At 58.6% G+C, this 17224-nt stretch carries 16 protein-coding genes and 1 pseudogene; 14 read left to right on the top strand and 3 right to left on the bottom strand.

The annotated features are described in order from the left end of the window. Positions 1-8: 8 nt before the first annotated feature. From phnL to phnP, 5 genes are read left to right on the top strand one after another with little or no spacing between them, the layout of a single operon-like run. Positions 9-689 carry a phosphonate C-P lyase system protein PhnL gene (gene phnL / locus JZ655_RS01495; RefSeq protein ID WP_207292825.1) on the top strand — a complete coding sequence of 227 codons (681 nt, stop codon included), beginning with the start codon at positions 9-11 and terminating at the stop codon, positions 687-689. After that, on the top strand, positions 686-1822 hold the full coding sequence (gene phnM / locus JZ655_RS01490; RefSeq protein ID WP_207292824.1) for an alpha-D-ribose 1-methylphosphonate 5-triphosphate diphosphatase: 1137 nt from the start codon (positions 686-688) through the stop codon (positions 1820-1822). Before phnL ends, phnM begins: the two co-directional genes overlap by 4 nt. Then, the gene (gene phnN / locus JZ655_RS01485) at positions 1819-2370 is read left to right on the top strand and encodes a ribose 1,5-bisphosphokinase (RefSeq protein ID WP_154298836.1); all 552 of its coding nucleotides are present in this window, start codon (positions 1819-1821) and stop codon (positions 2368-2370) included. Before phnM ends, phnN begins: the two co-directional genes overlap by 4 nt. Next, positions 2363-2797 (top strand): aminoalkylphosphonate N-acetyltransferase, encoded by a 435-nt coding sequence (gene phnO / locus JZ655_RS01480; protein ID WP_207292823.1) that lies wholly within the window; start codon positions 2363-2365, stop codon positions 2795-2797. The genes phnN and phnO overlap by 8 nt, the downstream gene beginning before the upstream one ends. A gap of 12 nt (positions 2798-2809) precedes the next feature. Continuing rightward, positions 2810-3568, top strand: coding sequence for a phosphonate metabolism protein PhnP (phnP, locus tag JZ655_RS01475; protein WP_040077570.1), 759 nt, complete (start codon positions 2810-2812; stop codon positions 3566-3568). A 122-nt stretch (positions 3569-3690) separates the two neighbouring features. Here phnP and yjdP read toward each other — a convergent pair whose 3' ends face one another. Then, a complete protein-coding gene (gene yjdP / locus JZ655_RS01470; RefSeq protein ID WP_207292822.1) occupies positions 3691-4011 on the bottom strand; it encodes a DDRRRQL repeat protein YjdP in 321 nt (106 codons plus the stop codon). Between the two features lie 69 nt (positions 4012-4080). Next, positions 4081-6363: an ATP-binding protein gene (locus JZ655_RS01465; protein ID WP_207292821.1), complete on the bottom strand. Its 2283-nt coding sequence runs from the start codon at positions 6361-6363 to the stop codon at positions 4081-4083. A gap of 312 nt (positions 6364-6675) precedes the next feature. On the opposite strand from JZ655_RS01465, the gene JZ655_RS01460 reads away from it, so the two are divergent. The 6 genes and pseudogenes from JZ655_RS01460 (at position 6676) to JZ655_RS01435 (ending at position 12881) form a co-directional block, all read left to right on the top strand. Continuing rightward, the gene (locus tag JZ655_RS01460) at positions 6676-8190 is read left to right on the top strand and encodes a sugar ABC transporter ATP-binding protein (protein WP_040077572.1); all 1515 of its coding nucleotides are present in this window, start codon (positions 6676-6678) and stop codon (positions 8188-8190) included. Between the two features lie 2 nt (positions 8191-8192). After that, a complete protein-coding gene (locus tag JZ655_RS01455) occupies positions 8193-9188 on the top strand; it encodes an ABC transporter permease subunit (RefSeq protein WP_040077573.1) in 996 nt (331 codons plus the stop codon). A gap of 31 nt (positions 9189-9219) precedes the next feature. After that, on the top strand, positions 9220-10161 hold the full coding sequence (locus JZ655_RS01450; RefSeq protein ID WP_046885513.1) for an ABC transporter substrate-binding protein: 942 nt from the start codon (positions 9220-9222) through the stop codon (positions 10159-10161). Positions 10162-10281: 120 nt separating this feature from the next. Further along, positions 10282-10967 (top strand): annotated as a pseudogene (locus JZ655_RS01445) (D-lyxose/D-mannose isomerase). Positions 10968-10977: 10 nt separating this feature from the next. Then, a complete protein-coding gene (locus JZ655_RS01440; RefSeq protein WP_040077576.1) occupies positions 10978-11838 on the top strand; it encodes a ketose 1,6-bisphosphate aldolase in 861 nt (286 codons plus the stop codon). After that, positions 11838-12881, top strand: a complete 1044-nt coding sequence (locus tag JZ655_RS01435) for a carbohydrate kinase family protein (protein ID WP_207292820.1) — start codon at positions 11838-11840, stop codon at positions 12879-12881. The genes JZ655_RS01440 and JZ655_RS01435 overlap by 1 nt, the downstream gene beginning before the upstream one ends. Here the strand turns inward: JZ655_RS01435 and JZ655_RS01430 are convergent. Beyond that, positions 12846-13577 carry a response regulator gene (locus JZ655_RS01430; protein WP_040077577.1) on the bottom strand — a complete coding sequence of 244 codons (732 nt, stop codon included), beginning with the start codon at positions 13575-13577 and terminating at the stop codon, positions 12846-12848. The two genes, JZ655_RS01435 and JZ655_RS01430, sit on opposite strands and share 36 nt — an antisense overlap. Before the next feature lie 243 nt (positions 13578-13820). Between JZ655_RS01430 and fdhF the strand changes: the two genes are divergently transcribed. From fdhF to JZ655_RS01415, 3 genes are all read left to right on the top strand, one after another. Then, positions 13821-15968 carry a formate dehydrogenase subunit alpha gene (gene fdhF / locus JZ655_RS01425; protein ID WP_207292819.1) on the top strand — a complete coding sequence of 716 codons (2148 nt, stop codon included), beginning with the start codon at positions 13821-13823 and terminating at the stop codon, positions 15966-15968. A gap of 286 nt (positions 15969-16254) precedes the next feature. Next, the gene (locus tag JZ655_RS01420; RefSeq protein ID WP_040077580.1) at positions 16255-16407 is read left to right on the top strand and encodes a Hok/Gef family protein; all 153 of its coding nucleotides are present in this window, start codon (positions 16255-16257) and stop codon (positions 16405-16407) included. Positions 16408-16522: 115 nt separating this feature from the next. Then, positions 16523-17197, top strand: a complete 675-nt coding sequence (locus JZ655_RS01415) for a tetratricopeptide repeat protein (RefSeq protein ID WP_046885519.1) — start codon at positions 16523-16525, stop codon at positions 17195-17197. The last annotated feature ends 27 nt before the right edge of the window (positions 17198-17224 follow it).

Raw genomic sequence — 17224 nt, 5'->3', positions numbered from 1 at the left:
AGGCCAACATGATCCGCGTAGAAAACGTGAGTAAGACCTTTGTGCTCCACCAGCAAAGCGGCGTGCGCCTGCCGGTACTGCAAAACGCCTCGCTGGAGGTCAGCAACGGCGAATGCGTGGTGCTGCATGGCCACTCCGGCAGCGGAAAATCGACCCTGCTGCGCTCCCTGTATGCCAACTACCTGCCGGACGAAGGCCACATTCATATTCGCCATCACAACGAGTGGGTGGATCTGGTGCAGGCTCCGGCGCGCAAAGTGCTGGAGGTGCGTCGCTCAACGATCGGCTGGGTCAGCCAGTTCCTGCGGGTGATCCCGCGGATCTCAGCTCTGGATGTGGTGATGCAGCCCCTGCTGGATCTGGGCGTGCCGCGTGAAACCTGCGCCGCCAAAGCCGCCAGCCTGCTAACGCGCCTGAACGTGCCGGAGCGCCTGTGGCACCTTGCCCCCTCGACCTTTTCCGGCGGCGAACAGCAGCGCGTCAACATTGCCCGGGGGTTTATCGTCGATTATCCCATTTTGTTGCTCGACGAACCCACCGCCTCGCTCGACAACAAAAACAGCGCAGCAGTAATTGAACTGATCGAACAGGCCAAAGCGCGCGGCGCAGCGATCGTCGGGATCTTCCACGACGACGCCGTACGCGATCGCGTCGCAGACAGATTGCACCCGATGGGGACCCACGCATGATTATTAATAACGTCAAACTGGTGCTGGAAAATGAGGTCGTTGATGGCTCGGTTGAAATTCAGGAGGGCATCATCCGCGCCTTTGCCGAAACCCAGAGCCGCTCCCCTGAGGCGATGGATGGCGACGGCGGCTGGCTGCTGCCGGGACTGATTGAGCTGCATACCGATAATCTGGATAAATTTTTCACCCCGCGCCCGAAAGTCGACTGGCCCGCCCATTCGGCGATGAGCAGCCACGACGCATTGATGGTCGCCAGCGGCATCACCACGGTGCTGGACGCGGTGGCGATTGGCGACGTGCGCGACGGTGGCGATCGTCTTGAGAATCTGGAGAAGATGATCAACGCCGTGGAAGAGACGCAGAAACGCGGCCTCAACCGTGCCGAGCACCGTCTGCATCTGCGCTGCGAACTGCCGCACCACACCACCCTGCCGCTCTTTGAAAAGCTGGTAGAGCGCGAGCCGGTTTCGCTGGTCTCGCTGATGGATCACTCGCCCGGCCAGCGTCAGTTCGCCAATATTGAAAAATACCGTGAGTACTACCAGGGCAAATATTCTCTGAACAACGAAGAGATGGCCCGCTACGAAGAAGAACAGCTTCAGCTTGCAGCACGGTGGTCGCAGCCGAATCGCCTCGCCATAGCCGCATTGTGCCGGGATCGTTACATCGCGTTGGCCAGCCACGACGACGCCACGCCCGAGCATGTACGCGAATCTCATCAACTTGGCAGCGTGATCGCCGAATTTCCTACCACGTTTGCAGCGGCAGACGCCTCGCGCCAGCACGGCATGAATGTGCTGATGGGGGCACCTAACATCGTGCGCGGCGGCTCGCACTCCGGCAACGTGGCGGCCAGCAAACTGGCATCCCTTGGCCTGCTGGATATTCTCTCTTCCGATTACTACCCAGCGAGCCTGCTGGACGCGGCTTTTCGCGTGGCGGATGACGAAGGCAATAGTTTCACCTTGTCTCAGGCCATTCGCCTGGTGACAAAAAACCCGGCAACGGCGCTCAATCTTCACGATCGGGGCGAAATTGCCGAGGGCAAACGGGCGGATCTGGTGCTCGCGCATCGCAAGGGCGAGCACATCCATATCGACCACGTCTGGCGTCAGGGTAAACGGGTGTTCTGATGGGACGACTTATCTGGTTAATGGGCCCCTCGGGCTCCGGTAAAGACAGCTTATTGTCGGCGTTACGGCAGCAAGAACATACCCAACTGCTGGTGGCGCATCGCTACATTACTCGCGCGGCCAACGCCGGGAGTGAAAATCATATTGCCCTCAGCGAGCAGGAATTTTTTACCCGCGCCGGGCAAAATCTGCTGGCGCTGAGCTGGCACGCCAACGGCTTCTATTACGGGGTCGGTATTGAGATTGACCTGTGGCTACATGCCGGGTTTGACGTGCTGGTCAATGGCTCACGCGCCCACCTGCCGCAGGCCCGTGCCCGCTATGAAGCGGCGCTGATGCCCGTCTGCCTGCAGGTGTCGCCAGAGATTCTGCGTAGCCGACTGCAAAGCCGGGGACGCGAGTCGGATCATGAGATAGAGCAGCGACTGGCGCGCGCGGCGCGCTATACCCCAGCGGACTGCCATCTCCTCAACAACGACGGAAGTTTGCTACAGTCAGTCGGTACCTTTTTATCGCTTATCCGTCAAAAGGAGAAACTGCATGCCTGACTGCCATCTTCGCCCCGCCGCCGCCGACGACGCCCAGACAGTTTACGCCCTGGTCTGCGAACTGAAGCAGGCCGAGTTCGATCACCAGGCGTTTCACGCCGGTTTTCTTGCCAATCTTCAGGATCACAATATGCGCTATCAACTGGCCGAACTGGACGGGCAGGTCATCGGCATGATCGGCCTGCATATGCAGTTTCATCTGCATCACGCCCGCTGGATCGGCGAGATCCAGGAGCTGGTGGTGATGCCGCAGGCGCGCGGCCTGAAGGTGGGCAGTCAGCTGCTGGCCTGGGCCGAGGAGGTTGCCCGCCAGGCGGGAGCGGAACTGACAGAGCTCTCCACCAGCGTGAAGCGCACCGACGCTCACCGTTTTTACCTTCGTGAAGGCTATACGCAGAGCCATTTTCGCTTCACCAAACCGCTGTAGAGAGGGTGAGTGATGAGTTTGACGATTACGTTGACAGGCACCGGTGGTGCCCAGCTGGTACCGGTGTTTGGTTGCGACTGCATGGCGTGTCGTCGGGCGCGCTTGCAGGAGGAGTACCGCCGCCGTCCCTGTAGCGCGGTGGTCAAATTCAACGACGCAGTGACCTTGCTGGATGCGGGGATCCCGCAGCTGATGGATGACTGGCCCGCGGGCAGCTTCCAGCAATTTCTCCTCACCCATTACCATATGGATCACGTTCAGGGGCTGTTCCCGCTTCGCTGGGGCGTGGGCGCGACCATACCGGTCTACGGCCCGCCGGACGACGCCGGCTGCGACGATTTGTTTAAACACCCTGGGCTGCTGGATTTTAGCCATACGCTTGAGCCCTTTGTGGTTTTTGAACTCCAGGGGCTGCGGGTCACGCCCCTGCCGCTTAACCACTCAAAACTCACGTTTGGCTACCTGCTGGAGAGCGCCCATAGCCGCGTAGCGTGGCTTTCGGATACCAGCACGCTGCCCGAGAAAACGGTCAAGTTCTTACTCAATAACCAACCGCAGGTGATTATCATCGACTGCAGCCACGCACCGCGCGATGAAGCGCCGCGCAACCACTGCGATTTAAATACCGTGATTGCGCTAAATGAGGTCATTGGCTGTCCGCAGGTGATCCTCACCCACATTAGTCATCAATTCGACGTGTGGATGATGGATAACCCGCTACCGGAAGGGTTTGAAGCAGGGTATGACGGGATGGTGCTGGCGCTGGACTAGTTTTCTCCCTTCAGGAAAGCCGGAACCGATTTCCTCCCTCTTCCCGTACGAGAGGGCCGGAACGGTTTTCCTCCCTCTCCCCGTGGGAGAGGGTCGGGGTGAGGGCATCAGACCGCACAATGTCACCGATCATAATCCTCTTCCAGCCTGCTCTCATCATCCTCTAAGCGGCGCCTGTCATCATCAAGCTGGCGCTGACGCTCATCCAGGCGCTGGCGACGGTCCTCTAGCTGTCTGCGGCGCTCGTCATACTGACGGCTGTCGCTACGCCGTCTCTGATCATAACGATCGTCGTCATCATTGTTGCGGTTGCTATTAGGGTTATAGGCGTCGTTGATCGCCTGCTGAATATTGCCAATGGCGTCATCAACAATATCGGCATGCGCCAGCTGACTGGTGAAAGACAGCAGGCAAAATATCAGGGCGGTAGAGTAACGTTTCATAGAGCCAGTCTCGCAAAGGGGCTGGCTTTACGGTAATGAAAGGCCAATAACGCGAGTAGCGGAGGAATCTCAATTCAGCGTCACCTTCCGCAGCGCCTGCGCCAGCTGAGCGCGGGTAAAAGGTTTACGCAACAGCTCCACGTCGGGCAGCGCAGGGTTATGGGCCGGGCGCAGATCCTGGCCGCTCATCAGCAGCAGCGGCAGGTGGGGGAAATGGACGCGAACATGGTTGATCACCTCTGCGCCGCTTAACGCGCCAGGCAGCATTAAATCACTGATAAAGATCTCAATATCCGGCGAGGCCTCCAGCATCCGCAGTGCCTGCTGGCCGGTTTCAGCCTCCAAGGTCAGATAGCCCAGTTGATGCAGCTGTTCGCACAACGTCTGACGCACATCGGCTTCGTCCTCCAGCACCAGTATCAGCCGGTCACTGTGCGGTGCCGCTTCAGCATGCGTCGTTTCGCTGTGGATCGCTGCCTGCTGGGTAGCCCGTGGCAGCTGGAGCCTGACGACGGTGCCCTGGCCCGGCGCACTCTCGATCTCGACCCGCCCGCCAGACTGACGCACAAAGCCATAGACCATCGACAACCCCAGCCCGCTGCCGCTCCCGGTCTGTTTGGTGGTGAAGAAGGGCTCAAATACCTGGGCTTTGATCGCCTGTGACATGCCGCAGCCATGATCGATAACCTCCAGCGCCACCATGTCCTGTCGCCGCCCGTCGCTACGGGTCACGCGCTGGTTCCAGGTGCGGATCTTAATCACGCCACTCTGCCCCTCCATCGCATCGCGTGCGTTCATCACCAGATTGATAATGGCGTTTTCCAGCTGACTGACGTCGATCCACGCCGGCCATGCCGGGTGCTGGGCTTCGATGTCCAGCGAAAGCGTGGCGGGCAGCGAGTGGCGCATCAGCTCCCCGAGGTTTTCCAGCATCGGTTTCATCTCTATCGCCCGTGGATGCAGCGACTGCTTACGCGAAAAGGCCAGCAATCGCTGCGTGAGGAGCGCCCCGCGCTCCGCCGCCTTCAGGGCGCGCCCCACCCGTGACGCCTCTGGCGATGCAGGGTCAATCAGCTCCAGGCTGCCAATAATCACCGCCAACAGATTGTTAAAATCATGCGCCAGTCCGCCCGTCAGTTGCCCGACGGCCTTCATCTTCTGGCTATGCAGCAGCGCCTCTTCCAGCCCCTGACGTTCGATACGGTCAATCTCCATCTGGCCACTCTTCTCCTTCAGCAACCGGGTCGTGTGCTGCAGAGACGCGGTATTTCGGGCAAAGACGCTGAACGAACGCGCCAGTTCCCCCAGTTCATCCCGGCGTTGCAGACCGGGTACCGACACCTCCTGCTCACCATGAGCAAGGCGTGACATCGCCCGGGAGATCGCCGTCAGGTTCGACCCCAGATTGCGATAGATGTACCAGCCGGCAAAACCGGTGATCACCAGCGCCAGCAGGGCAAACGCCGTGATAAACAGGCTGATTGAGCGCAGCTCCTGGTGGCTCTGGCGAGTACGCAGTTCGGAGGCCGCCGCCACCTGCTCCACATAGAGATTAATGTCGCTGTTCAATATCGCTACCAGCGCCTTGATGTGGAACATATACCAGCTAATGGCCAGATCGCTCTCCTCCAGTTGCCTGGATAAGGGAGCCAGTCTGCGTAACTCGGCGTTAAAGTCCGGCAGCACAAAATTAACCAGAGGCTGCGCGGCGGTATGCGGCAGCGAGGCCATCACCGCTTCCAGTTGCTGTATGGTCGCCCGGGGAGAGGGGGTTTCGATGGCCGCGATCAGTAACCGCGCCATCTCGCTCAGTAACTGCCCATCCGGCTGGTTACCGCCAAAGCGGCGGTTAATATCCTGCAGGTGTCGTAAATAACTCTGGCTCTGCCAGAGTGCGCTCAATAACGCATTGCGCTCCAGATGGCGGCGCTGGCCGCGCTCCAGCATCCCGGTGACGCTTTGCTGCAACGCATTGCTGCGCTCAATAATTCGCGCCACCAGCGCAGGCTCTTTGCGGGCCAGCGGCGCCGCTGCCAGCGTCTCCAGCGAGCGGCGCAGCGCCGTTTGCGTCTGCTTCAGCCGTTCCGCTTCGCTTTTGTACTCCAGCGCGCCTACCACCTGCGATAAACGTACTGCGGAGGTGGCCACATTCGCCGTCTCCCGCGCCAGATTCATGCTGCCGGTCATGTCGTCCAGCGTCTGCTGCTGCACCAGTTCCTGAATCTGGCTGGCGTGGCGAAACCCGAGTATCGCCACCCCGCTTACCATCAGCGTTACCGCAACGACCAGTAGATTGAAGATCAACAGGCGGCCGCGGGCGCTGGCAAAAAACGAGGGGCGGCGTGATGACATAGGGTTAGGTTCCTCGGCGTTTTTTGTCCCCTCACCCCGGCCCTCTCCCCAGAGGGGCGAGGGGGAAAGGCATGCACCGTGCGGTCCCCTCTCCCCGGTGGGGCGAGGGAGAAAGGCATGCACCGTGCGGCTCCTTTGGGGAAAAGCATGCACCGCGCGGTCCCCTCTCCCCTGCGGGGAGAGGGTTAGGGTGAGGGGAAATGTGATCCACATTACTTATTCATAACTATGACAAATATGAATGGCTTCTGACATTTTGCATTTATCAGGGTGTGATGAAGTGCGGATATCTACCCCCTCAGGAGAGCCGCCATGAGCAGGACCCCGGTCTTAGAGATGCGCAACATTGCCAAAACCTTTGGCAACTTCCATGCGCTTAAGGGTGTGGATCTGACGGTCTTCCCCGGCGAAATCCATGCCCTGATGGGCGAAAACGGCGCCGGGAAGAGCACGCTGATGAAGATCCTCGCAGGCGCCTATACCGCCACCAGCGGTGAGATCCTGATTGATGGTCAGCCGTTTCATATCAAAGGGCCGAAGGATGCGCTGGCCGCAGGCATTACCCTGATCTACCAGGAGATGCAGCTGGCCCCCAACCTCACCGTGGCGGAAAACATCTTCCTCGGCAGCGAACTGTCACGCGGGGGGCTGGTGCAGCGCAAAGAGATGGCCGCCCAGGCGCAGGCGGTAATTGACCGTCTCGGCGCCCAGTTCAAAGCCACCGACCTGGTGATGAGGCTGACCATCGCCGAGCAGCAGCAGGTGGAGATTGCCCGCGCCCTGCACCGCAATAGCCGCATCCTGGTGATGGACGAACCCACCGCCGCCCTCTCCTCACGCGAAACTCACCGCCTGTTCGAACTCATTATGCGCCTGCGCGATGAAGGGATGGCGATCATCTACATCAGCCACCGCATGGCAGAGGTGTACGAGCTTTCCGACCGCGTCAGCGTGCTGCGCGACGGGCAATACGTAGGTAGCCTGACCCGCGACAGGCTTAACGCCCCGGAGCTGGTGCGCATGATGGTGGGCCGGCCTCTCAGCGATCTGTTTAACAAAGAACGGGATATCCCTCTCGGCAGCCCGCGGCTCAACGTTCATCACCTGACCGACAGCGGCAAAGTACAGCCGTGCAGCCTGCAGGTAAGATCCGGAGAAATCGTGGGTCTGGCCGGGCTTGTCGGGGCGGGGCGTTCCGAGCTGGCGCAGCTGATCTTCGGGGTGCGCAAGGCCACCGGCGGCATGATTGAGGTAGACGGCGAGCCGGTGGTCATTCACTCCCCTCGCGCAGCCATCGACCAGGGCATCGGCTTTTTAACCGAAAACCGCAAAGAACAGGGGCTGTTCCTGGAACTGGCAGCCCAGGAGAACATCACCATGGCGACGCTCGAGCGCGATGCCAGTTGGGGAATGTTAAACCGCAAAAAAGCCCAGTCGATCTCGGACGATGCCATCGCCCTGCTCAATATCCGCGTCCCCCACTCACAGGTGCGGGCGGGTGGCCTGTCGGGCGGCAATCAGCAAAAACTGCTTATCTCCCGCTGGGTCGCTATCGGCCCGCGCATTTTGATCCTCGATGAACCTACGCGCGGCGTGGACGTCGGTGCCAAAAGTGAGATCTACCGGATCATGAACCAGATGGCCCGCAAAGGGGTGGCGATCCTGATGATCTCCAGCGAACTACCCGAGGTGGTGGGAATGAGCGATCGGGTGTATGTCATGCGTGAAGGCAGCATTGCGGGTGAGTTGCACGGCGGGGATATCACGCAAGAAAACATCATGACGCTGGCAACCGGCGTTAACGACTCTCATCAACGGGCGGTATAACCATGACGCACTCCAACACTCCGCAGCAGGTGGCCAAATCGGCCTCCGCCAAAAAAATGCTAATGGGCGATCTGATGCAAACCATCGGCATTTTGCCGATTTTGATTCTGATCGTGGCGGTATTTGGTTTTATCGCCCCCAACTTCTTTACCGAGAGTAATCTGCTGAATATTACCCGCCAGGCGTCGATCAACATCGTGCTGGCAGCGGGAATGACCTTCATTATTTTGACCGGCGGCATTGACCTCTCGGTGGGCTCGATTCTGGGTACCACCGCGGTAGCGGCGATGGTGGTCTCGCTAATCCCGGAGTTCGCCATGTTGTCGGTGCCGGCGGCGCTGATGCTCGGCATGGTGCTGGGGCTGTTTAACGGCGCGCTGGTGGCCTTTGCCGGACTGCCGCCCTTTATTGTCACCCTGGGTACCTATACCGCGCTGCGCGGAGCGGCCTATCTGCTGGCCGACGGTACGACGGTGATCAACTCCAATATCAACTTCGAGTGGATCGGCAATAACTATCTCGGCCCGGTGCCCTGGCTGGTGGTGATCGCGCTGGCGGTAATCGTCGTCTGCTGGTTTATTTTGCGCCGCACCACCCTGGGGGTACACATCTACGCAGTCGGCGGCAACATGCAGGCGGCGCGCTTAACCGGCATCAAGGTATGGATGGTGCTGTTGTTTGTCTACGGCATGAGCGGCCTGCTCTCTGGCCTGGGTGGCGTGATGAGCGCTTCCCGCCTCTACAGCGCCAACGGCAACCTGGGCACCGGCTATGAGCTGGACGCCATCGCGGCGGTGATCCTCGGCGGAACCAGCTTTGTGGGGGGCATTGGCACCATCACCGGCACTCTGGTGGGGGCGCTGATTATCGCCACGCTTAATAACGGTATGACCCTGATGGGGGTCTCTTATTTCTGGCAACTGGTGATCAAAGGGGCGGTGATCATCATTGCAGTGCTGATCGATAAATACCGTACCCGACACCATCAAAGTGCATAACAACAATACCCTACGAATCGAGGAAAAAAGTATGCGTTTAAAACCTCTTGTTACCGCGCTCTGTGCCGGCGCACTGCTTGCCGCAACGCCGTTTGTGCAGGCGAAAGAACTGAAGTCCATCGGCGTGACGGTAGGTGACCTCGCCAACCCGTTCTTTGTACAGATCACCAAAGGCGCCGAGCTGGAAGCGCGCAAACTGGCGGGGGACAACGTGAAAGTGACGCTGGTCTCCAGCGGCTACGACCTCGGTCAACAAGTGTCGCAGATTGATAACTTTATTGCGGCGAAGGTCGACATGATCATTCTCAACGCCGCAGATTCTAAGGGTATCGGCCCGGCGGTGAAGCGGGCGAAGGAGGCGGGAATTATTGTGGTCGCGGTTGACGTGGCGGCAGAAGGTGCCGACGCGACCATCACCTCCGATAACACCCAGGCGGGGGAGATGGCCTGCAAATACATTACTGATCGCCTGAAAGGCAAAGGCAATGTGGTGATCATCAACGGGCCGCCGGTCTCTGCGGTACAAAACCGCGTGGAAGGCTGCCAGACCGAGTTCAAGCGTCATCCGGATATCAAAGTGCTTTCCGATAACCAGAACGCCAAAGGGAGCCGCGAAGGCGGGCTGGAGGTGATGACCTCCCTGCTGGCGGCTAATCCGAAGATTGATGGGGTCTTCGCGATAAACGATCCTACGGCGATCGGCGCCGATCTGGCAGCAAAACAGGCACAGCGTAAGGAGTTCTTTATCGTAGGGGTGGATGGCAGCCCGGATGCGGAAGAGGCGCTGAAGCGGGAGAACTCGCTGTTCGTGGCAACCCCGGCGCAGGACCCGCAGGTGATGGCGGCCAAAGCGGTCGAGATTGGCTATGACATCCTGCAGGGCAAACCGGCGCCAAAAGAGCCGGTGCTGATCCCGGTCACGATGATTGATAAGAACAGTGTGGGTAATTACAAAGGCTGGACGGTGAAGTAACCGTTGTGCGGCCTGTTTCCCCTCACCCTCTCCCGCCTGAAGGCCGCAGGAGCTTTCCTCCCTCTCCCTTGAGGGAGAAGGTCGGGGTGAGGGGGACAGCACATCATTCAAGGAGTCCCCATGAAACGCTCCGACATAAACGAAATCCTCGGCCACACGCGGCAATTTTTCTCTATGCACAATGTGCATTTACCCCCTTTCGCCAGCTTCCCCCCACCCAGTGGCAACAGCTGGATCGCCACGCCTGGCGTGAAGTATTCGACCTGAAACTGGGCTGGGACGTGACGACCTTTGGCAGCAATAACTTTTACGCCCAGGGGCTGACGCTGTTTACCCTGCGCAACGGTTCACCCAACGGCGTGCCTTATGAGAAGTGCTACGCCGAAAAAATCATGCACGTCCGCGACGGGCAAGTTACCCCCATGCACTTCCACTGGCGAAAACGCGAAGACATCGTTAACCGCGGTGGGGGAAATTTAATTATCGAGCTGTGGAATGCGGACGGGCACGAAGAGACCGAAAACACCGACGTGACGGTGGTTATCGACGGCAACATCCAGACTCATGCACCGGGAAGCCAGCTACGCCTGACGCCTGGCGAGAGCATCTGCCTGACGCCGGGTTTGTATCACAGCTTCTGGGGCGAGCGCGGCTTTGGCGATGTGCTGGTTGGCGAGGTGTCATCGGTCAATGACGATGAACACGATAACCACTTTTTGCAGCCATTAGCCCGCTACAACCCTGTCGAAGAGGACGAGCCCGCCGTGCTGGTGCTGTGCAACGAGTACAACCTGTTTCGCCTGTAAGGAGTGAACCATGCCATTAATCTCTCTCGCCGACGGGCTGGCTCACGCCCGTGAGCATCGCTATGCCCTGGGGGCGTTTAACGTTCTCGACTCCCATTTCCTGCGGGCGCTGTTTGCCGCCGCCAGGCAAGAAAACTCCCCGTTTATTATCAACATCGCCGAAGTGCATTTTAAGTATCTCTCCCTCGACTCGCTGGTGGAAGCGGTGAGGTTCGAAGCTGCCCGACATGATATCCCTGTGGTACTTAACCTCGATCATGGCCTCCATTTTGAGGCGGTAGTGCGGGCATTGCGCTTAGGATTCAGTTCGGTGATGTTCGACGGCTCCACCCTCAGCTACGAGGAGAATATTCGCCAGACCCGCGAAGTGGTGAAAATGTGCCATGCGGTTGGGGTGTCGGTAGAGGCCGAACTGGGAGCGGTGGGAGGCGATGAAGGGGGCGCGCTCTACGGTCATGCGGATGAAGCATTCTTTACCGATCCGCGGCTCGCCCGTGATTTCGTCGATCAAACCGGTATCGATGCCCTGGCGGTGGCGATCGGCAATGCGCATGGCAAATACAAAGGTGAGCCGAAGCTGGATTTCGCCCGGCTCGACGCCATTCGCCAGCAGACCGGTCTGCCGCTGGTGCTGCATGGGGGTTCCGGCATTAGCGATGCAGATTTCCGCCGCGCCATCGAACTGGGAATTCATAAAATCAATTTCTATACCGGTATGTCGCAGGCGGCGTTGACCTCGGTCGAGCAGCGGATGGCCAACCGACAGCCGATTTATGACGAGTTCGCAGAGTTGCTGCTGGGCATTGAAGAGGCGATCACCGACACCGTGGCTGAGCAGATGCGCATCTTCGGCAGCGCGGGGCAAGCCTGATGGAACGCAAGGGCATTATCGCCGCAGGCAATATGCTGGTGGATCATGTTCACCAGGTCGTCGACTGGCCAGAGCGCGGCTGGCTGGCAGAGATCACCCACAGCGAGCGCGCCACCGGAGGCGCTCCGCTCAACGTCCTGCTTACGCTGGCAAAAATGCACACAGGTCTGCCTTTGCAGGCGGTGGGGCTGATTGGCGAAGATAACGACGGCGATTACATTATGGCGATGCTCGACCAGTATCACGTCAACCGCCAGCGGGTAGAGCGCACCAGCTTCGCCCCCACATCCATGTCGCAGGTCATGACCGACCCCAGCGGCCAGCGCACCTTTTTCCACTCTCCCGGCGCCAATCGTCTGCTGGATCTTCCGGCCTTCGAGCGGCTCGACGACAGCCTGAAAATCTTTCACCTAGGCTATCTGTTACTGCTGGATAGCCTGGACATGCCGGACGCGTCGTTCGGCACCCGCGGGGCTCGCCTGCTGGCGCAAATGCGCGATCGGGGCTTCAAAACCTCCCTCGACCTGGTCTCCCGCAAGGGCGACCCACGCTATCAGCCGCTGGTGCGCCCTGCCCTGTGTCACCTTGATTATCTGGTCATTAACGAGCTGGAAGCGGGGGAGTTCAGCGGGCTGGAGATGCGCGACAGCCAGGATACGCCCGATCTGGCCAATATCGCCCAGGCGGCTGCGCGGCTGCTGGCGGCAGGGGTCAACGAGCGGCTGGTAATTCACTGCCCGGAAGGCGCATGGGGGCAAGAGTCCGGTCAGGAGGGGCGCTGGATCCCCTCCTGGCGGCTGTCGCAATCAGAGATCATCGGTAGCGTGGGAGCGGGCGACGCGTTTTGCGCCGGTTTTTTATACGGTTGTCATGAGTCGCGGCCGCTGGAGGAGAGTATCCTGCTGGCCCACGCCTGCGCTCGCGCCAGCCTGCTGGCGGCCAATGCTATCGACGGTGCGAAAACGTTGCCGGAGTTACAGCAGTTTATTGATGAGCATCGTCAGGGGTTAAGCGGCGCGGTCGCCGTCCAGCACATCGGCTGAAAAGACATAGCCCAGCCCGCGGATGGTTTTAATGAGCAGCGGCTGATGTGGATTCACCTCAATTTTGCGCCGCAGACGCATAATCAGCACATCGATGGTGCGATCAAACACGTCGGCGCTTTCGCTATGCGTCAGCTCCAGCAGCTGTTCACGGCTCAGCACCCGGCGGGCGTTTTGCGTCAGCGCCAGCAGCAGGCTGTACTCTCCCTGGGTAAGCGGCACTACGCTGCGCTGGGCGTCGCTCAGTTCGCAGCGTTGGGTATCCAGCGTCCAGCCGTTAAAGCTGATACCGCCGTGACGAACGGCGACCGGCTCGGCGGCCAGCGCCCCGGTACGACGTAACACCGCTTTGACCCGGGCCACCACCACCCGGGGATTGAAAGGCTTACCGATGTAGTCGTCGGCCCCCATCTCCAGCCCCACCACCACATCAGATTCGCTGCCTAAGCCGGTAAGCATGATGACCGGAAGCGCCGGACGCTGTTTTTGTAGCTGCTGTAAAACCTGCAACCCGTTGATGTCAGGCAACATCATATCCAGCAGCACCAGCGCGATGGAGGCGTCGCTCTGCGCCAGGCGCAGGGCTTCATGGCCGGTATGGCACACATGCACCGTAAAGACATGCTCGTTCAGCACATCCTGCAGCAGTTCGCACACGGCGGTATCGTCATCAACGACCAGGATCGCGGGTTTCATCGCATAGTTCCGTCAGGAAGATCACTTTCAGTCTGGCCGATTCTGCCACTGGCTCCAGCCGTTTCGACTTTTGTGTATCGAAATTTCAGGCGACATCACATCCCGCAGGGATTTTGTCGAATGACTGTTTTCTATCAGGGTATTGACCAGGGATCCGCCGTAAAGTCAGGGTATTTCCACAATAAAAATAGGTCTTATGGGCCTGCATAATAACCATGAATTCGATTATCTGGAGCGGTACCGATGAAAAACGTCATCACGGTTTGCCCCTATTGCGCCTCCGGTTGCAAGTTAACGCTGGTGGTCGATAACGGCAAAATCGTTCGGGCCGAGCCCGCACAGGGTAAGACCAATCAAGGAACGTTGTGCCTGAAGGGCTACTACGGCTGGGACTTTATTAACGATACCGGGATCCTGACCCCGCGGTTGAAAACCCCCATGATCCGCCCTGTCCGCGGCGGTAAGCTCGTCGCCGTAAGCTGGGACGAGGCGCTGGACTATGTTGCCCGGCGCCTGAGCGCCATCAAAGAACAATACGGGCCGGATGCCATCCAGACGACGGGCTCGTCTCGCGGTACCGGGAATGAAACCAACTATGTGATGCAGAAATTTGCCCGCGCCGTTATTGGCACCAATAACGTCGACTGCTGCGCGCGCGTCTGACACGGCCCCTCGGTTGCAGGTCTGCACCAGTCGGTGGGTAACGGCGCCATGAGCAATGCCATCAATGAGATCGATAATACCGATCTGGTCTTTATTTTTGGCTACAACCCGGCCGATTCACACCCAATCGTGGCGAATCACATCATTCAGGCGAAACAGAACGGCGCGAAAATTATTGTCTGCGATCCCCGGCGGATAGAGACTGCCCGCATCGCCGACCTGCATATCGCGCTGAAAAATGGTTCGAATATCGCCCTGCTCAATGCTATCGGGCAGGTGATCATTACCGAGAAATTGTATGACGCGAGCTTTATCGCCGCACGAACGGAAGGTTTCGACGAATATCGAAACGTTGTCGAAAACTATTCGCCGGAATCGGTAGAAGCCATCACCGGCGTCAGCGCCCGGGATATCCGTCAGGCCGCGCGGATGTATGCCGGGGCAAAAACCGCCACCCTGCTGTGGGGCATGGGGGTAACGCAGTTCTGGCAAGGCGTGGAGACTGTACGTGCCCTCACCAGCCTGGCGATGCTGACGGGCAATCTCGGCAAGGCGCACGTGGGCGTTAATCCGGTACGTGGGCAAAATAATGTTCAGGGGGCCTGCGATATGGGCGCCCTGCCGGATGTCTATCCGGGCTATCAGCCGGTAACCGTCGCGGCAAATCGCGAAAAATTTGCCCGGGCCTGGGGCGTTGAGCATCTGCCCGAGCGGCCCGGCTATCGGATAAGCGAGCTGCCGCATCGCGTTGCGCAGGGTGAGGTGCGGGCCGCGTACATCATGGGCGAAGATCCCTTACAAACTGATGCCGAACTGTCGGCGGTGCGTGAAGCTTTCGCGGCGCTGGATCTGGTCATTGTGCAGGATATCTTTATGACCAAAACGGCCGCCGCCGCCGACGTCATACTGCCGTCTACGTCCTGGGGCGAACATGAAGGGGTCTACACCGCAGCAGATCGGGGATTCCAGCGTTTTTTCAAGGCGGTGGAGCCCCAGTGGGATTTGAAAACGGACTGGCAGATCATCAGCGAGATCGCGACCCGAATGGGTTATCCCATGCACTATGACAACACGCAGCAGATCTGGGATGAACTGCGCTATCTCTGCCCCAACTTTACCGGCGCCACCTACGAAAAAATGGGCGAGCTGGGGTATATCCAGTGGCCGTGCCGGGATGAGTCCGCCCACGATCAAGGAACCTCCTGGCTCTTTGCCGAATCCTTCGATACCCCGAACGGGCTGGCGCAGTTCTACACCTGCGACTGGTCGGCACCGATAGATACGCTGAGCGCTGCGTATCCGATGGTGCTCTCTACCGTACGCGAGGTAGGCCATTACTCCTGCCGCTCCATGACCGGCAACTGCGCCGCCCTCTCTGCCCTGGCGGACGAACCCGGCTACGTGCAGATCAATACCGCCGATGCCGCCCGGTTAGGCATTGAAGATGAGGCGCTGGTCTGGGTGCAATCGCGCAAAGGACGCGTAATGACCCGGGCGCAGGTCAGCGAACGGCCAAACCGAGGCGCGGTGTATATGACCTATCAATGGTGGATTGGGGCCTGCAACGAACTGGTGACGGAAAACCTGAGCCCGATAACAAAAACGCCGGAGTATAAATATTGTGCCGTAAGGGTTGAGCCAATTGCCGATCAGGCGGCGGCCGAACGCGATGTACAAGAGGAATATAAGCAGCTTAAAAACCGACTTCGTGAAAGCGCTGCGGGATAATTTATTTATTCCACTTTTATAATATTCACAGAAACTCATTTCTGTGAATATTATTATGCGGCCTTCCTTCCAGAGAATGTAATTAACCCGATATGTATTTACATCTTTGCTTTTTATTTCATACGAATAAGAATAACGGCGGGTGCTTAAGGCTTTCTGTCTTAAGCCGTGTTGAGAGACAGAAAGTGAAAAGCCCCGGTAATGTTTCCATTAACCGAGGCTACCTCTCAACTCCCAACAAGTTGTTGGTAGCCTCTTATTCTTTTCTTTGCAAGGAGTAAAAGGCATGACGCCATTAAAGTATGCGTTGGGCATCATATTAATTATTTGCCTGACAATTGTGTTATTCACCTTTATTAATCGCGGTGCATTATGCGAACTCACAATAAAGAGTGGGCAACATGAAGTGGCGGCTAAATTAGCCTGCGGTGCAGGCTAACTTCAGCGGGCGGGGTTTCCCGCCCGATTGTGGGATGTTGTGCCTTAACGCACCCTTTTTTTTCTTCTCGTACCCCGCTTATACTGCGCGCAATCTCCTTAAAAGAAATGAACAGATGAAACATCTTCTCTACCTGCTGCTGCTCTCCTCTTCCCTGGCCTGCGCCGATGAGATTGGTAGCCAGTACCAGGCTCAGGCCGAGGCGGGCGACAGTCGCGCCCAGTATCTCCTTGCAGAGACCTGGTACAGCTCCGGTAACGATAAACAGGCTGAGGTGTGGGCCGAAAAAGCGGCCACCGGTGGCGATGTTGATGCCATGGCGCTGCTGTCGCAGATCAAGTTCAAGCACGGCGATTACCCGCAGGCAAAAGGGCTGGCCCAGCAGGCAATGCTGGCTGGCAGTATGCCCGGCACCGTGATGCTGGCGCGCCTGCTGGTCAATACCGAAGCCGGAACCCCCGACTATCCGCAGGCGCTTACCTTGCTGCAAAAAGCGGCAGCCAATACCGAAGATGACGCCGCCGTGGATGCCCAACTGCTGCTGGGGCTGATCTACGCGAACGGTGTGGAAGTGGCGCAGGATGATGTTCAGGCTGCAGACTGGTTTAAGCGCAGCTCTACCCTTTCGCGCACCGGTTATGCCGAGTACTGGGCAGGGAAGGTATTTCAGCAGGGAGAGAAAGGCTTTATCACGCCAAATAAACAGAAAGCGCTGTACTGGTTTAATCTGAGCTGTACTGAAGGGTTTGATACCGGCTGCGAAGAGTTTGAGGCGTTAAGCGGGGAGTAAATTCCGCCCTCGCAAGAGGGCGGAAGC

Source organism: Leclercia pneumoniae, assembly GCF_017348915.1.
In the GTDB taxonomy this organism is placed as follows: domain Bacteria; phylum Pseudomonadota; class Gammaproteobacteria; order Enterobacterales; family Enterobacteriaceae; genus Enterobacter; species Enterobacter pneumoniae.
Note: the sequence above shows the minus strand (reverse complement) of the source record. Positions and strands in the feature narration are given on the sequence as shown.

Bases quoted from the DNA above. Each gene is read 5' to 3' on its own strand.
- phnL (WP_207292825.1), top strand. From the start codon at position 9: ATGATCCGCGTAGAAAACGTGAGTAAGACCTTTGTGCTCCACCAGCAA.
- phnM (WP_207292824.1), top strand. From the start codon at position 686: ATGATTATTAATAACGTCAAACTGGTGCTGGAAAATGAGGTCGTTGAT.
- phnO (WP_207292823.1), top strand. From the start codon at position 2,363: ATGCCTGACTGCCATCTTCGCCCCGCCGCCGCCGACGACGCCCAGACA.
- phnP (WP_040077570.1), top strand. From the start codon at position 2,810: ATGAGTTTGACGATTACGTTGACAGGCACCGGTGGTGCCCAGCTGGTA.
- yjdP (WP_207292822.1), bottom strand. From the start codon at position 4,011: ATGAAACGTTACTCTACCGCCCTGATATTTTGCCTGCTGTCTTTCACC.
- JZ655_RS01465 (WP_207292821.1), bottom strand. From the start codon at position 6,363: ATGTCATCACGCCGCCCCTCGTTTTTTGCCAGCGCCCGCGGCCGCCTG.
- JZ655_RS01460 (WP_040077572.1), top strand. From the start codon at position 6,676: ATGAGCAGGACCCCGGTCTTAGAGATGCGCAACATTGCCAAAACCTTT.
- JZ655_RS01455 (WP_040077573.1), top strand. From the start codon at position 8,193: ATGACGCACTCCAACACTCCGCAGCAGGTGGCCAAATCGGCCTCCGCC.
- JZ655_RS01450 (WP_046885513.1), top strand. From the start codon at position 9,220: ATGCGTTTAAAACCTCTTGTTACCGCGCTCTGTGCCGGCGCACTGCTT.
- JZ655_RS01440 (WP_040077576.1), top strand. From the start codon at position 10,978: ATGCCATTAATCTCTCTCGCCGACGGGCTGGCTCACGCCCGTGAGCAT.
- JZ655_RS01435 (WP_207292820.1), top strand. From the start codon at position 11,838: ATGGAACGCAAGGGCATTATCGCCGCAGGCAATATGCTGGTGGATCAT.
- JZ655_RS01430 (WP_040077577.1), bottom strand. From the start codon at position 13,577: ATGAAACCCGCGATCCTGGTCGTTGATGACGATACCGCCGTGTGCGAA.
- JZ655_RS01420 (WP_040077580.1), top strand. From the start codon at position 16,255: ATGACGCCATTAAAGTATGCGTTGGGCATCATATTAATTATTTGCCTG.
- JZ655_RS01415 (WP_046885519.1), top strand. From the start codon at position 16,523: ATGAAACATCTTCTCTACCTGCTGCTGCTCTCCTCTTCCCTGGCCTGC.